Annotated in this window: 15 protein-coding genes; 1 reads left to right on the plus strand and 14 read right to left on the minus strand. The window is 59.0% G+C overall.

All coding sequences use genetic code 11. The features are described 5' to 3' along the window. The first annotated feature begins 43 nt into the window (after positions 1-43). Positions 44-364, plus strand: coding sequence for a thioredoxin (gene trxA, locus Q2T52_RS21705; RefSeq protein WP_302078974.1), 321 nt, complete (start codon positions 44-46; stop codon positions 362-364). Between the two features lie 49 nt (positions 365-413). Here the strand turns inward: trxA and Q2T52_RS21710 are convergent, their stop codons facing one another. The 14 genes from Q2T52_RS21710 to Q2T52_RS21775 all read right to left on the minus strand — a co-directional run bounded on the left by Q2T52_RS21710 (position 414) and on the right by Q2T52_RS21775 (position 14,523). Continuing rightward, positions 414-1,070, minus strand: coding sequence for a DUF2161 domain-containing phosphodiesterase (locus Q2T52_RS21710; RefSeq protein WP_302078975.1), 657 nt, complete (start codon positions 1,068-1,070; stop codon positions 414-416). 39 nt (positions 1,071-1,109) lie between these two features. Next, positions 1,110-2,453: a bifunctional folylpolyglutamate synthase/dihydrofolate synthase gene (locus tag Q2T52_RS21715; RefSeq protein ID WP_302078976.1), complete on the minus strand. Its 1,344-nt coding sequence runs from the start codon at positions 2,451-2,453 to the stop codon at positions 1,110-1,112. 42 nt (positions 2,454-2,495) lie between these two features. After that, a complete protein-coding gene (accD, locus tag Q2T52_RS21720; protein WP_302078977.1) occupies positions 2,496-3,380 on the minus strand; it encodes an acetyl-CoA carboxylase, carboxyltransferase subunit beta in 885 nt (294 codons plus the stop codon). 39 nt (positions 3,381-3,419) lie between these two features. Next, positions 3,420-4,259 carry a tryptophan synthase subunit alpha gene (gene trpA / locus Q2T52_RS21725; protein ID WP_302078978.1) on the minus strand — a complete coding sequence of 280 codons (840 nt, stop codon included), beginning with the start codon at positions 4,257-4,259 and terminating at the stop codon, positions 3,420-3,422. Between the two features lie 2 nt (positions 4,260-4,261). Continuing rightward, the gene (gene trpB / locus Q2T52_RS21730; protein WP_302078979.1) at positions 4,262-5,482 is read right to left on the minus strand and encodes a tryptophan synthase subunit beta; all 1,221 of its coding nucleotides are present in this window, start codon (positions 5,480-5,482) and stop codon (positions 4,262-4,264) included. Then, positions 5,479-6,156, minus strand: a complete 678-nt coding sequence (locus Q2T52_RS21735) for a phosphoribosylanthranilate isomerase (RefSeq protein WP_302079094.1) — start codon at positions 6,154-6,156, stop codon at positions 5,479-5,481. Before Q2T52_RS21735 ends, trpB begins: the two co-directional genes overlap by 4 nt. A gap of 64 nt (positions 6,157-6,220) precedes the next feature. Continuing rightward, positions 6,221-6,982 (minus strand): M48 family metallopeptidase, encoded by a 762-nt coding sequence (locus tag Q2T52_RS21740; protein WP_302078980.1) that lies wholly within the window; start codon positions 6,980-6,982, stop codon positions 6,221-6,223. Positions 6,983-7,075: 93 nt separating this feature from the next. Further along, entirely contained in the window at positions 7,076-7,492 is a 417-nt protein-coding gene (locus Q2T52_RS21745; RefSeq protein WP_302078981.1) for a DUF2852 domain-containing protein, read from the minus strand. Between the two features lie 152 nt (positions 7,493-7,644). Beyond that, entirely contained in the window at positions 7,645-8,925 is a 1,281-nt protein-coding gene (locus Q2T52_RS21750) for a polyhydroxyalkanoate depolymerase (RefSeq protein WP_302078982.1), read from the minus strand. Positions 8,926-9,219: 294 nt separating this feature from the next. Then, positions 9,220-11,652, minus strand: a complete 2,433-nt coding sequence (gyrB, locus tag Q2T52_RS21755; RefSeq protein WP_302078983.1) for a DNA topoisomerase (ATP-hydrolyzing) subunit B — start codon at positions 11,650-11,652, stop codon at positions 9,220-9,222. A gap of 135 nt (positions 11,653-11,787) precedes the next feature. Then, a complete protein-coding gene (locus Q2T52_RS21760; protein WP_302078984.1) occupies positions 11,788-12,153 on the minus strand; it encodes a helix-turn-helix domain-containing protein in 366 nt (121 codons plus the stop codon). Beyond that, the gene (locus tag Q2T52_RS21765; RefSeq protein ID WP_302078985.1) at positions 12,150-12,710 is read right to left on the minus strand and encodes a Smr/MutS family protein; all 561 of its coding nucleotides are present in this window, start codon (positions 12,708-12,710) and stop codon (positions 12,150-12,152) included. The genes Q2T52_RS21760 and Q2T52_RS21765 overlap by 4 nt, the downstream gene beginning before the upstream one ends. After that, a complete protein-coding gene (gene mltA / locus Q2T52_RS21770; protein WP_302078986.1) occupies positions 12,707-13,828 on the minus strand; it encodes a murein transglycosylase A in 1,122 nt (373 codons plus the stop codon). Before mltA ends, Q2T52_RS21765 begins: the two co-directional genes overlap by 4 nt. Then, on the minus strand, positions 13,825-14,523 hold the full coding sequence (locus Q2T52_RS21775; protein ID WP_302078987.1) for a Tim44/TimA family putative adaptor protein: 699 nt from the start codon (positions 14,521-14,523) through the stop codon (positions 13,825-13,827). The genes mltA and Q2T52_RS21775 overlap by 4 nt, the downstream gene beginning before the upstream one ends. Positions 14,524-14,586: the final 63 nt, after the last annotated feature.

The raw sequence follows: 14,586 nt of genomic DNA on the forward strand, positions 1-14,586 counted from the left end.
GCATCACATTTCAGACAACACAGATTTATGAAGGGAGAGCCCCATGGCTACCGTGAAAGTCGATAAGAGCAACTTCCAGTCGGAAGTCCTGAATTCCGCAGAGCCCGTTGTCGTGGACTTCTGGGCGGAGTGGTGCGGCCCCTGTAAGATGATTGCGCCGAGCCTGGAAGAGATTGCCAGCGAACTCGCCGGCAAGGTGAAGATCGCCAAGCTCAACATCGACGAAAACCCAGAACTGGCTGCCCAGTTCGGCGTCCGCTCCATCCCGACGCTCGCCATGTTCAAGGGCGGCGAAGTGGCCGACATCAAGGTTGGCGCCGCACCGAAGACCGCGCTGACGAGCTGGATTTCCAGCGCCGCTTGAGTGGCATGATACTAGGAATGCAAAGAAGCCCGGTTTCGCCGGGCTTTTTTTATGGCTGTCCCTGCGGCCATCGCTTTAGCGCATCTCGCCCGCTATCCGTCAACTGGTAGACACCCCGCTCGATCCGCTCGAACCAGCCGTAGACATTGGAGAGCAGGATCTTGCCTGCATCCGGGACCGCCTTGCGTAGATCTCCCACGCGGGCCGGTCCGTCGACAAGATTTGCGGCACATGTGAGGGCATTCTGGCGATAGGCGGTCATGACGGGCATACGCGTGCTGCCGCCAAGCGCCGGATCGCCGCGCCTGTTCTTGTGTTCACGCATCAGGCGTGAGCGCCGCTTGGGGTTGGTGCGCGGCATGGGCGAGACGGAGTTGACGATAATGTTGACATCGCCACCGTCCGAGACACCCAGCATGCCGATGCCAAGACGACGGCAAAGATCGCGATAGCGCTTGTCCGCCTCCCTGCCCTTGCCTTTCGCCGAAATTCTAGCGGCGATCCAAACCTCGTCCGAGATCGCTGCACGATCAACCGCCTGCAGGATGAGTTCGAGGTTGAAGCTGAGTTTCAGTTCGCAAACGACCACGACAGGCGGATCGCCATCGCTCAAGCCAACGAGATCGCAGCCGCCAATCTCGCCTTTTACGGTGTAACCGGACTTTTCCAGAAAAGCCTTCACCGGCAGATAAAGAGAGGTTTCCATGGAGCATCCCGAACGGGTAGGCTCGCCGCTGGGCGGACCTTATTTCGGTGGCGTCCCATTATCCGCCAGCACATTGCCGGCGAGATAAAGCGACCCGCCAACGAGGATGCGCGGCGGAGGCGTGCCTTCTAGCTGACGTTCCTTGATTTCCTTCAGCGCTTCCGCGACCGTCGAAGCTGGTTCCGCCACAAGGCCCGCATCATAGGCGGCATTGGCCAAGACAACGGGATCGAGACCGGCCTCGCTGCCGCGAATCGGCACGGTGAAGACGTATTCGGCAATATCCGCAAAGGCACGGAAATACCCCAGCGGGTCCTTGGTGTTGAGCATGCCGATGATGAGGTAAAGCGGGCGTGGCTGGCGCTCCTCGAAGCCTGCCATGGCTTCGGCAATCACCTCACCGGCACCCGGATTGTGCCCACCGTCCAGCCAGATCTCGGCGCCCTCAGGCGCCAGACCGATCAGATCGCCTTCCGTCAAACGCTGCAGGCGGCCCGGCCACTCGACGCTGGTCATGGCGGTTTCCATCATGGCCTCAGTCACTGTAAAGCCCGCCGCCTTCACCGTGCGAATGGCGGCGGCTGCATTGGCGAGCTGATGCCGACCCGGCAGGCGCGGAAGCGGCAGATCCGCCAGACCGAACTCATCCTGATAGACGAGACGCCCGAATTCCTCATGCGCCCAGAATTCCTGGCCATAGAAGGTGATGGGACAGGACAGCCGCTCTGCGTGCGAGAGAAACACATCATGCACGGCATCGAATTCCTGATGGCCAATGACCACAGGACGGCCCTTCTTCATGATGCCAGCCTTTTCAGCGGCAATCAGCTCGACGCGGTCGCCCAGATAGGCCTGGTGATCGAAGGAGATCGGCATGATGACGCAGGCTGCGGGATTATCGACAACATTGGTGCAGTCGAGCCTGCCACCCATGCCGACTTCGATCACCACCACGTCGGCGGGGATTTCTGAAAACAGCAGAAAGCTTGCCGCCGTCAGGATTTCAAAGACGGTGATGGCCTGACCCGCATTGGCCTCGGCGACGCGGCGGAGCGCATCGGCCAGAACCTTGTCTTCCACGAACTGGCCGGGTTCTCCCTTGCGACCAATGCGGTAACGCTCGTGCCAGTTCACCAGATGCGGCGAGGTATGGACATGCACGGCGTAGCCGCCCGCTTCCAGAAGCGCACGACAGAAGGCGGACACCGAGCCCTTACCGTTGGTACCGGCGACATGAATCATCGGCGGCAACTTCAAGTGCGGGTTGCCAAGGGTTTCCAACAGACGACGCATGCGCCCAAGGGTCATATCGAAACCCTTGGGATGCAGTTTCATCAATTCGTTGATGACGTCTTCGGCCTCGCTATGGGCAACGTGGCTCATGAATGTCCCCCGGAGGCTCTTAAGCAGCCGTCTTCTTGAATGTTATGCGCTGAGAGCGAGAGAGGTCGTTTCTTCCGCAGGCTTCTTCATCATGATCTTCAGCATGGTGGCGAGCGTCTTCGGAATGTCATGGCGCTTCACCACCATGTCGACCATGCCATGCTCCAGCAGATATTCCGCCGTCTGGAAGCCCTCCGGCAGCTTTTCGCGCAGCGTCTGCTCGATCACGCGCTTGCCGGCAAAGCCGATTTCCGCGCCGGGCTCGGCAATATGCACATCGCCCAGCATCGCGTAGGAGGCGGTAACCCCGCCTGTGGTCGGATTTGTGAGTACCACGATGTAGGGCAGCCCTGCTTCCTTGACCATGTTAACGGCGACGGTGGTACGCGGCAGCTGCATCAGCGACAGGATGCCTTCCTGCATACGCGCGCCGCCGGAAGCCGGGAAGATCACCAAGGGGGACTTTTCCGCCAGTGCCCGTTCGGCCGCCTTCACGATAGCTTCGCCGGCTGCCATGCCGAGAGAGCCGCCGATGAAGTTGAATTCGTGCACGACGGCCACGAGCTTCAGCCCCTGAACCTTGCCGAGACCGGCGAGGATCGTGTCCTCCTGTTCGGTCTTGACGCGGCTGTCCTTCAGGCGGTCGCTGTATTTCTTGGAATCACGGAATTTCAGCGGGTCCTGCGCCACCTTCGGCTGCGGCAAGCTTTCAAACACACCGCCGTCGAAGAGATCAGTGAGGCGGGCCTTGGCAGGCATCTTCATATGGAAGCCGGAAGCGGGGATCACCCACTTGTTGTCTTCCAGGTCCTTGTGGAAGACCATCTCGCCCGTTTCCGGGCACTTGATCCAGAGGTTTTCCGGCACTTCCCGTCGACCCAGCATCGAATTGATCCGGGGACGAACATAGTTGGTGATCCAGTTCACTGGCTTAGCTCCTGATTGACGTTCGTCAATGTGGTGATGTTATTCGGCGACAACAAGGCGCGCCGAACGGACACCGGTGGCGAGACCGCGCACCAGCGTCGAGACTGCGGAAATGGTATCGGGCGAGGCCTTGCCATCCTTGGTAAGGCTGCCAGCGATCTGGGCGACAATGGCCGAACCGACGACAACGCCATCCGCCGCGGCACCAATGGCGCGGGCATGATCTGCCGTCTTGACGCCGAAGCCGACGCAGACCGGCAGCGGCGTATGCGCCTTGATACGGTTGACGGAGGAGGCGATCGCGCTCAAATCCGGCAGGGCAGAGCCCGTAATGCCGTTCATGGAGACATAATAGACAAAGCCCGACGAGTTCTGCAGAACGCGCGGCAGGCGGTTGTTATCCGTCGTTGGCGTCGTCAGGCGGATGAAATTGATACCCTTGGCAACGGCCGGAATGCAGAGTTCGTCATCCATTTCCGGTGGCAGGTCGACCACGATCAGACCGTCGATGCCAGCCTCCAGAGCGGCATCCAGGAAGGTCTCGACACCCATGCTGTAGATCGGGTTGTAGTAACCCATCAGCACGATCGGTGTGTCCTGATCCTGCTTTCGGAATTCGCGCGCCAGATCGAGCGTCCGGGCCAGAGTTTGGCCTGCCTTCAGTGCGCGCTGCCCTGCCAGCTGGATGGCGGGGCCATCGGCCATAGGATCCGAAAAGGGCATGCCGAGTTCGATCACGTCGGCGCCGGCTTCCGGCAGGGCCTTCATGATGCCGAGTGACGTTTCGTAATCGGGATCGCCGCCCATGAAATAGGTGATGAGCGCGGGGCGCCCTTCAGCCTTCAGATCGGCAAAACGCTTGTCCATACGTGCAGTCATGATCAGAGGCCCATTCCGAGAATCTTGCCGACAGTGAAGATGTCCTTGTCGCCACGGCCACAAAGGTTCATCAGGATGATTTCATCCTTGCCCATCTTTGGCGCGCGCTTGATGACTTCTGCGAGCGCATGGCTCGGCTCCAGCGCCGGGATAATGCCTTCGGTCCGGGTCAGCATCTGAAAGGCTTCCAGCGCCTCGTCGTCCATGATCGGAACATATTCCGCGCGGCCAGTATCCTTCAGCCAGGAGTGCTCCGGCCCGATGCCGGGGTAATCGAGGCCGGCGGAAATCGAATGGCCTTCCTTGATCTGACCATCACTGTCCTGCAACAGGTAAGTGCGGTTGCCGTGCAGCACGCCGGGGCGTCCAGCCGTCAGCGATGCGCAATGCTCTTCGCCATCCAGGCCCTTGCCGCCAGCTTCGACGCCGACGATGCGAACGCTTTCATCATCCAGGAAGGGATGGAAGAGACCGATGGCATTGGAGCCACCACCGACGGCGGCAACAACCATGTCCGGCAGGCGGCCTTCGGCGGCGATCATCTGTTCGCGCGCTTCCTTGCCGATGACGGACTGGAATTCACGCACCATTTCCGGATAGGGATGCGGACCGGCCGCCGTGCCGATGATGTAATAGGTATCCTCGACATTGGTGACCCAGTCACGCAATGCCTCGTTCATGGCATCCTTCAGCGTACCGTGACCGGACGTAACGGGAATGACCTCCGCGCCGAGCAGTTTCATACGGAAAACGTTCGGCGCCTGGCGCTCCACATCGGTGGCGCCCATGTAGACCACGCAAGGGAAGCCGAAGCGGGCGGCAACCGTTGCCGAGGCAACGCCATGCTGGCCGGCACCGGTTTCGGCGATTATACGCTTCTTGCCCATACGCTTGGCGAGCAGGATCTGGCCGATGCAGTTGTTGATCTTGTGGCTGCCGGTGTGGTTCAGCTCATCGCGCTTGAAATAGATCTTCGCGCCGCCAAGCTCGGCCGTCAGGCGCTCGGCGAAATAAAGCGGGCTCGGACGGCCGATATAATGCGTGCCGAGATGAGCAAGCTCCGCCTGGAAGGCGGGATCGGTCTTTGCCTTGTTCCATTCCGCCTCGAGATCGAGGATCAGCGGCATCAGCGTTTCGGCAACGAAGCGGCCGCCATAAATGCCAAAACGCCCATCCTCGTCGGGACCGGCACGAAAGCTGTTGGGTTTCAAAGGCTGGTTCACGTCGTCACTCCCTTAGATCCCGCTTGCTCGCACCATTCGTCGATCGCATCGAAGAAGGCGTTGATCTTCTGCAAGTCCTTGACGCCTGGCGCGCTCTCCACTCCCGAAGATGCATCGATACCGCTGGCACGCGTCGCAGAAAGGGCTCTGCCTACATTATCCCTGTTGATACCACCGGAAAGCATGTAATCGACGCTTTCGTCAAGCGCGCCCATGACGTCCCAGTCGAACGAAACGCCGTTGCCCCCCGGAAGATCCGATCCAGCCGGTGCCTTTGCATCGAAGAGGAAGCGATCCGCCAACCCCTCGTAATCGGAAACCGCGCGGAGATCATCCGGCCCGCGCACGGAGAAGACCTTCATCACCGGCAGGCCGAAGACCGCCTTCACGTTCAGAACGCGCTCCGGGCTTTCATGGCCGTGCAGTTGCAGGATGTCCGGTTTCAGGAAGGAAATAATCTCTTCCAGCTCTTCATTGTCAGCATCGACGGTCACGGCGACGATCTTCGTCTTGCCGCGCACCCGGTCGGCCAGTTCGCCCGCCGTCAGCGGATCGATATGGCGCGGGCTCTTTTCAAAGAAGATGAAGCCGACATGGGTTGCGCCACGCGCGACCGCAAGATCGATCGCCTCTGCGCTCTTCAATCCGCAAATCTTGACATCGGGTCTTTTCATAGTGGGCGGAAGTGACATGAAAACCGTCTTGAGTCGAGGCAAATCGAAAATCGGGCCACGCCGATCAGGCGAAATCGATCGCATGCAGCTGCGACCCATGGCTCTTCAGCCAGCGCCGTGCCTCGTCGGTGGCGGGACAAAGCCGCTCGCAAAGCGCCCAGAAGTCCGGCCCGTGGTTCATTTCCTTGAGGTGCGCCACTTCATGCGCGGCCAGATAATCGATCACAAGCGGTGGCGCCATGACGATGCGCCAGGAGAAGCTGAGGCTGCCGTTCCAGGAACAGGAACCCCAACGGCTTCGCGTGTCCTTCATGGTGATGGACTTGACCGGCTTGCCGATCCTGCCTGCATGAATGGCGACCAGACGTTCGAGATCGATCCGAGCCTCCTTCTTCAGGAAGGCTTCCAACCGACGACCAAGATGATCCTCCAGACCGCTGACGCGGATGACCGGTTCGCCATCCTCGAGGCTCTCTTCCGTCAGGCCACGCAATGAGCCGGTGTGGACAATGCGATGCGGAACGCCGCGCAATGGCAGATAGCTTCCGGGCTGCAGGCTGTCAGCCGATCCAAATTTCGCGAGTTTGGTCCGCAGCCATTGATCATGGCGAAGCAGAAAAGAATCGATCTCGCGCTCCTTCAAACCCGTCGGCACCGTCAGGCGCAGTGCGCGGCCACCGGGCTCAATGCGCAAGGTGATGCGGGTTGCCTGCGCATGTTCGCGGATCGTCAGCGGTAGAGTGCGGTCAGCCACCTGCAGGCTGCGCTCAAACTTGCGCAACGGCTTCACACGGGATCGTAACGGCTTCTTCAGGAGAGGAAACATTGGGCCTGTTTATCCGATTCGAGATGATCCGAATCAACAAAAAACCGGCACCGCAAAGGCGCCGGCTGCATTTATCACTGGCTCGTAGGCTGATCAGGCTCCGGAAAAGCCATTGTCGCTCCGGCCATTGCGCTCCCGCATGAAGCGGTCGAATTCTTCCTGATCCTTGGCACGGCGAAGCTCGCGCATGTAAGAGTCGAATTCGTCGCGCATACGGTCAAGCTTGCGGCGCTCTTCCTCAATGCGGTCAAGCTCTGCCTTGCGCCAATCGTCGAAGGCAACATTGCCGGTTGCGTCATAACGATTGTAGCGACGGCTTGCCTTGCGGCATCCGGAGAAAAAGCCATCGGCACGTTCATTGGCGCTGCGCTTGAAATCCTTCAGCCTTTCCCCGAACAGGATATAGGCGAGCACGGCAAGGCCCAGCGGCCAGAAGACCACAAAGCCCAACACCATCAAAGCGATGGTGGCCGGTGTCCAATCCGGACGTATCATTGCTGACTGGTTCATGGATGTCCAACACCTCGTTCGTCACGAGCCGCCTCATGCGAACTCGTCAAGAATCGATGTGGTGATGGGTGAAACGCCCTTCAAGACAGGATTTCGCCAAACCGGCGAAAGCCCTGATTCCATTTCAGGAAATCTGCATATTCCAGCAGACGTCAGCTGGATTTGCCACCCTTGATGACCCGCGGCACCGGCGGCTTCTGGGTAGCGCGCCCGTGTTCTCTTGCGAAGGCGAGAATGCGGGGGGCAATTTCGCGGCGGAAGCGCGAGCCGTTGAAGACGCCGTAATGACCGACATCGGGCTGCACATAGTGCTGGCGTTTGGTCTCCGGAATGTTCGTGCAAATGGTCTGCGCGGCCTTGGTCTGTCCAACGCCGGAGATATCGTCATTCTCCCCTTCGATGGTAAGCAGCGCGACATTGCGGATGGCCTGGGTTTTCACCGGCACGTCCCGATGCATCATCTCGCCCTTGGGCAGGGAGTGCTTCATGAACACGGTTTCAACCGTCTGCAGATAGAACTCCGCCGTCATATCCATGACCGCCAGATATTCATCGTAGAAGTCGCGGTGCTTCTCGGCGGATTCACCGTCATTCTTCACCAGGTGCTGGAAGAATTCCTTATGCGCGATCAGGTGACGATCGAGGTTCATAGACATGAAGCCCGACAGTTGCAGGAAGCCAGGATAGACCGGCCGCATGAAGCCGGGCTGCGGCCACGGAACCGTCATGATGACATTGTCCTTGAACCACTTCAACGGGCGTTCCTTGGCAAGTTCGTTCACGGCTGTCGGATTGATGCGTGTGTCGATCGGACCACCCATCAACGTCATCGAGGCGGGTGCCAGCGGATCTTCGGCGGCTTCCATCAGGGCAACCGCAGCAAGCACCGGCACGGAAGGCTGACAGACTGCCACCAAGTGCGTGTCGGGCCCCAGGTGATGGATCATCTCGATGACATAATCGATATAATCATCCAGATCGAATGCACCTTCCGTGATCGGAACGAGGCGCGCATCGACCCAGTCGGTGATGTAAACATCGGCGCCTTGCATCAAGGCCTCAACGGTGCCGCGCAGCAGTGTCGCATAATGGCCGGACATCGGCGCAACGATCAGGATTTTGGGATCTTTCGGACGCTTTTCCGGCAGAGCTCGTTCGAAGTGCAACAGATTGCAGAACGGTTTGGACCAGACCACCTTTTCCGTCACCGGCACTATCTGCCCATCAACTGTGGTGGTGGGCAAATCAAAGTTTGGCTTGCCGTAACGGCGCGTCGTGCGCTCAAAAACTTCAAGGCTGGCAGCGATTGTTCGCCCAACGGTAGTCTGCGAAAACGGATTGAGCGGATTGCTATAAAACAGGCGCATGGCTTCCGTTGCAGCACGGAAGGGGGCCATCGCCGCGTGATTCAACTCATAGAGCTGGTAAAACATGCGGGCGCTACCTTTCTCTGGGGCTCAAAACCGCACGACAATGATGCGATAGAAAGAGCAATAGCATGAGGAAGTAAACTAACAGGTTAAGAGTGCAGTGCAACATAAACCGCCTCGGCAAAGCTGGCTTCCGCCGCAAACACTTCCAATCACTGTAGAAAATGTTGCGAATGAGTTTTCGGTTCCGAAAGACACCGCAGAATAATCTCTATCGTGCCACCCGTTGAGTTGACGGGTAACGGATGTTTCACGTGAATCAATCCACAGAAAAGATTCACGTGAAACAATTTTTGATTAGATGTCCAGGTTTGCGACGCTCAGCGCATTGTCTTGGATGAACTCACGACGAGGCTCGACCTCGTCGCCCATCAGGCGGGAGAAAAGGCCATCAGCGTCTGTTGCGTCGTTTACCTTCACCTGCAGCAGAGAGCGGACGTTGGGGTCCAACGTCGTTTCCCAGAGCTGCTCGGCGTTCATTTCGCCGAGGCCTTTATAGCGCTGCATGGAAAGACCCTTGCGACCGGCCGCAAAGATCGCATCCAGCAGAGCGCGCGGGCCAGAGATCTCCAGCTTGCCATCCTTGCGCACCAGACCAGGCGGCACCGCATAGATCTCTCGCAGGCGTGACGTCATCTGATCGATATGGCGCGCATCGGCGGACCCGATCAGGGCCACATCCAGGACGGCGACTTCGCGCACGCCGCGCACCATGCGCTCGAAGCGCAGACCGCCTTCGTTGGTGACATGGCCACTCCAGCCGCGCTCTGTTTCCTCGGCAATGAGGTCGAGGCGCGTTGCGACTTCGTCAGCAGTCTGCTGCGCACGTTCACGATTGTCCGTGAGTTCCGGGTTGAGAGCACCGGCAATGGCAGCCTGTTCAACGATCGATCGGCTGTAACGCGAGTGAAGACCATCGAGCAGCGAGCGAAGACGGAGCGCATCCTGGATAACATCGCGCAGATCGGCGCCGGCCCGAACTTCGCCCGATCCCAGCTCCAGCCGCGCTTCATCCAGACCCTGGCCGATCAGGTAATCTTCGAGCGCCTTCTCATCCTTCAGGTACTGAACCGACTTGCCGCGCGTCACCTTATAGAGCGGCGGCTGGGCGATATAGAGATGACCGCGTTCGATCAGCGCCGGCATCTGCCGGAAGAAGAAGGTCAACAATAGGGTGCGGATGTGGGCGCCGTCGACGTCAGCATCCGTCATGATGATGATCTTGTGATAGCGCAGCTTGTCCGGGTTGAACTCGTCCTTGCCGATGGACGTGCCAAGCGCCGTAATCAGCGTTCCGATTTCCTGGCTGGACAGCATCTTGTCGAAACGTGCGCGCTCGACGTTCAAGATCTTGCCGCGCAGCGGCAGGATGGCCTGCGTCTCGCGAGAACGGCCCTGCTTGGCGGACCCGCCTGCAGAATCACCCTCGACGAGGAAGAGTTCGGATTTCGAAGGGTCACGTTCAGAGCAGTCGGCGAGCTTGCCGGGCAGCGAGGCAATATCGAGAGCGCCCTTGCGGCGCGTTAGCTCGCGCGCCTTGCGGGCAGCTTCACGGGCGACGGCGGCTTCCACCACCTTGCCGACGAGAACCTTGGCTTCCGCCGGATGTTCCTCCAGCCAGGTGGAGAGCGCTTCGTTGACCAGGTTTTCGACCACCGGGCGAACTTCCGAGGAAACCAGCTTGTCCTTGGTCTGGGAGGAGAATTTCGGATCGGGAACCTTGACCGAGAGAACCGCCGTCAGACCTTCGCGGCAGTCGTCACCCGTCAGAGAAACCTTTTCCTTTTTCAGGATGCCTGAGGTATCGGCATAGGATGTGACCTGGCGCGTCAGCGCGCCGCGGAAGCCCGCCATATGCGTGCCGCCATCGCGCTGCGGGATGTTGTTGGTGAAGCAGAGCACATTCTCGTGGTAGCTGTCGTTCCACCACATGGCGACTTCGACGGAGATGCCGTCCTTTTCGCCCTTGATATAAACCGGCTTGTCGACCAGCGGCTTCTTGGAACGATCGAGATAGCGTACGAAGGCTTCTAGGCCGCCGTCATAAAGCATCTCTTCTTGGCGGATGTCGGATTTACGCTTGTCGGTCAGCAGAATACGGACGCCCGAATTCAGGAAAGCGAGTTCGCGCAGGCGATGCTCCAGCGTTCCGTAATCGAATTCCGTCTTGGTGAATGTCTCGGCGCTCGGCAGGAAGGTCACTTCCGTGCCGGAACGGCCTTCGTAATCCCCCGTCACCTTCAGCGGCGCATCCGCCACGCCATGGGTGAAGCTCATCTCGTGGATCTTGCCGCTGCGGCGGATCTTGAGGCTGAGCTTGACTGAGAGCGCATTGACGACGGAGACGCCAACGCCGTGCAGACCACCGGACACCTTGTAGGAGTTCTGGTCGAATTTGCCGCCCGCATGCAGCTGCGTCATGATCACTTCGGCTGCGGAAACGCCTTCGCCAGTATGAATATCTGTCGGAATGCCACGCCCGTTATCGGTTACCGTCACGGAGCCATCGGCATTCAACGTGACCGTGACGATATCGGCATGACCTGCCAGGGCCTCATCGATCGCGTTGTCGACGACCTCGTAGACCATGTGGTGGAGGCCAGACCCGTCGTCCGTATCCCCGATATACATGCCTGGCCGCTTGCGAACTGCATCAAGTCCCTTGAGGACCTTGATGGAATCAGCTCCATATTCTGCACTCGCGCTAGCGCTGACGGGTGTTTCACTCATCAATCGACTTTCTCAATTCTTTTGGTCGCGGACGGTGAGACGGCGAATCACCGTTGTCCTGATCACGGACTATAGGAAGTTCCTGCGTGGTTTCCAAAGCGTTGGAACACTGAAAACAGGGGATGACTGCCTGCGTTAATCCCGAATTTGGGCATTTTCCAGCAGCTTCATCAGTTGCTCTATCATGTCTGGTGACAAAGTGCGAATCTGCTTCGCCAGACGGTTGGCAAGGGCGGTGTATTCCGGTGGCAGTCCCGCTGTATCCACCACCACCCTCGGGTCCGATGCATAGGCCACACGGAAGAGATCATCCGCCTCATCCCAAATGATGTTAAAGTAGCCGGCCACGCGCTGCAGGAAGTCAAAGCTCGGTTTCCCGCGCTTTCCATGCTCCAGCGCCGAGAGATAGGACGGAGTAACCCCGATGGCAGCGGCCATCTGCTGCTGGCTGACGCCCTTGCGTCGCCGCAGTTCCCGCAACGCCTCCCCGAAGGGCGTCACGTCACGGACCCCTTGCGGCTCAGCCGCACATAAAGTGCACCCTCCCCGCCATGCTGTCTTGCAGCCGGCTCGTAAGAAGAAATCAGGAAACGAAATTCCGCCTTTGAAAACCAAAGCGGCACGGCACGCTTCAAAGCCCCTTCGCTACCATAGGAGCTTCCTTTGCCGGTAATGATGAGCACGTGGCGAAGGCCGCGCTCATGCGCACGCAAAAGGAAATCCAGGAGAACCCCATGGGCCTCGCTCTGGAACATGCCGTGCAGATCGATCTTCGCCTCGATCGATAACCTGCCCCGCGCCAACTTGCGCTTGACCGGCCTTTCCAGCGGATGGTGGATACCGCTCGGCTTGGCAGACTTTCCATCTGCCGGATCAGTCACTGGGAGCGCGCTGGCTAGATCGGACTTCTCTGTGGATGCTTTCACCGCTGTCTCAGGCACGAACTCATCTTCGAAGCCTAAAAGCTCCTCGAGCCGCCCCGGCATGGGCTTGGTGGATTTTGCCACCTTGGCCCACAGGATGCGTTCCTCCGAATTGAGTTTGCGCCCACCCTTCATCCGCCGAACCTTGCCGCAGCAGCCTTGGGTACGAGGATATAGAAATCAGCGGCATTGCGCACCGTGCCCGCCTGCTCGCCCGCCTCGAAGCCAGAACCGGTGAAGATATCGCCCCGCGCCGGACCGACGATCGCTGTTCCCGTATCGAGCGCCAGCATCAGACGTGCAAAGGGCTCACCGCCATCCAGATGTGTGAGCGTTTCCGAGTGGATGAAGAAAGGAAAGCCGAATGTATGGATCAGCCGATCGACCGCAAGCGACCGGCCAGGCACCAGCGGTACCTTGGCAGCCGCGATCGGTCCCAGATTATCATCGGCAACCTCCGCCTCCCGGAAGAAGATGTAGGAGCGGTTATGCCAGAGAACCTCATCAACCTTAGCCGGATTCTCCGCCAGCCATTTGCGAATGGACTGCATTGAGATCGTGGCGCGGTCCAGCTCTCCGCGATCGATCAGCAATCGTCCGACCGGCGAAAATGGGTGGCCTGCCTTGGCGGCGTAGGTGATGCGGCCGATGCGACCATCGCGATACCGCAGGCGGGCAGCGCCCTGAACATGGGTGAAGAAGACATCGACCTTAGATTTTGCCCACGCAATCTCCAGCCCACGCCCCTCCAGATAACCCTGATCGATATCCCGGCGATCCGGATAAAAGCCAATGCCGCCATTCTCCCTACGCCCGAACATGTAGGAGGGATCCATGGAGGCGGGTCGATTGGCGTCGTCCACATCCACCAGATCATCCGGGCGGCGATAGAAAGGAAAACGATAGTCGGAGTCCGGCCGATCAGAAACGTCAACATCCGGCTCATAGAAGGCCGTGACAAAGCCCTGTGTGCCGCTTTCGCGCTCGATCAAAAAGGGTTGGCAGTGACGTTCGAAAAACTGTCTGGCCGAAACGGCATCATTGATTTCTGCCTGACCCGCAGCTTCCAGCAGAGGTGCCAGATCTTCCAAGGCGGAAAGACCGAGCGAGCCGGTCTTGTAGGGTTTCACATTTCGCACATGCCGCAGACAGGCAGCCATGGCAGAAAAGAGGGGGCGGGGATCATCACGCTCCCACCCCCTCAGATCGTTGAAGCCGACGGCTGTCAGCCGATAGGGATCATCGTTGCTCATTGCTCGGATTCAGTTGCGACCAGTTTCCAGTTCGGATCGCGGGAGCGCGTGTCGCGGGCAAATGTCCAGATGTCGATGACTTCCGCAACCGCTTCGGCATCGCCATCGATCAGCTTGCCGTCACGGTCATAGGTGGACGAAATCAACTGGCTGACAATGCGAAGCGTGACCTGCGCTTCACTGCCCTTCACCAGTACCGAGGTCAGATCCGCCTTATCGATGCCAACGAAATGCGACTTGACTGTTTCGCCACGCTGTTCCCGCTCAGTGATGGCAGCCTCAAATCCATCATAGACCTCCTTCGACAGCAGGCCCTTCAGGGTCTTTCGGTCGCCGTCTGCGAAAGCCATGACGATCATCTCGTAGGCCATGCGTGCGCCGTTAAGAAAATCTTTCGTCTTGAAGGAGGGATCCGCCTGGACAAGTTCACGCAGGCCCTGGTTCAGGCTGGTGCCTGGTTTCGCGATCGCATCGACGTCGCTCCAACGCTGTTCCTCATCCACCTGATCGCGCCTGGGCAAAGTTACCACCTTGCTATCGTCGGCTGCCGGCTGGCGCACCGCATCTCGCGGAGAAAACGGCTCTACTGGAGGCTTTTCATGTCCGGTCCGCCGGCCGAGAACGCTGCGCAATTGCAGAAAGATCAGCACCGCTGCCACGAGGAAAAACAAAGTTATGAAATCGTTGGCGCCCATTTTCACTCGCGGTCTCGTTTGAATTGCAGAACCTTTGATCTCATATAGTCTGAATGTTCCGTC

The organism is Rhizobium oryzicola (assembly GCF_030504645.1).
GTDB lineage: Bacteria > Pseudomonadota > Alphaproteobacteria > Rhizobiales > Rhizobiaceae > Neorhizobium > Neorhizobium oryzicola.

Bases quoted from the DNA above. Each gene is read 5' to 3' on its own strand.
- trxA (WP_302078974.1), top strand. From the start codon at position 44: ATGGCTACCGTGAAAGTCGATAAGAGCAACTTCCAGTCGGAAGTCCTG.
- Q2T52_RS21710 (WP_302078975.1), bottom strand. From the start codon at position 1,070: ATGGAAACCTCTCTTTATCTGCCGGTGAAGGCTTTTCTGGAAAAGTCC.
- Q2T52_RS21715 (WP_302078976.1), bottom strand. From the start codon at position 2,453: ATGAGCCACGTTGCCCATAGCGAGGCCGAAGACGTCATCAACGAATTG.
- trpA (WP_302078978.1), bottom strand. From the start codon at position 4,259: ATGACTGCACGTATGGACAAGCGTTTTGCCGATCTGAAGGCTGAAGGG.
- Q2T52_RS21735 (WP_302079094.1), bottom strand. From the start codon at position 6,156: ATGAAAAGACCCGATGTCAAGATTTGCGGATTGAAGAGCGCAGAGGCG.
- Q2T52_RS21740 (WP_302078980.1), bottom strand. From the start codon at position 6,982: ATGTTTCCTCTCCTGAAGAAGCCGTTACGATCCCGTGTGAAGCCGTTG.
- Q2T52_RS21745 (WP_302078981.1), bottom strand. From the start codon at position 7,492: ATGAACCAGTCAGCAATGATACGTCCGGATTGGACACCGGCCACCATC.
- Q2T52_RS21750 (WP_302078982.1), bottom strand. From the start codon at position 8,925: ATGTTTTACCAGCTCTATGAGTTGAATCACGCGGCGATGGCCCCCTTC.
- gyrB (WP_302078983.1), bottom strand. From the start codon at position 11,652: ATGAGTGAAACACCCGTCAGCGCTAGCGCGAGTGCAGAATATGGAGCT.
- Q2T52_RS21765 (WP_302078985.1), bottom strand. From the start codon at position 12,710: ATGAAGGGTGGGCGCAAACTCAATTCGGAGGAACGCATCCTGTGGGCC.
- mltA (WP_302078986.1), bottom strand. From the start codon at position 13,828: ATGAGCAACGATGATCCCTATCGGCTGACAGCCGTCGGCTTCAACGAT.
- Q2T52_RS21775 (WP_302078987.1), bottom strand. From the start codon at position 14,523: ATGGGCGCCAACGATTTCATAACTTTGTTTTTCCTCGTGGCAGCGGTG.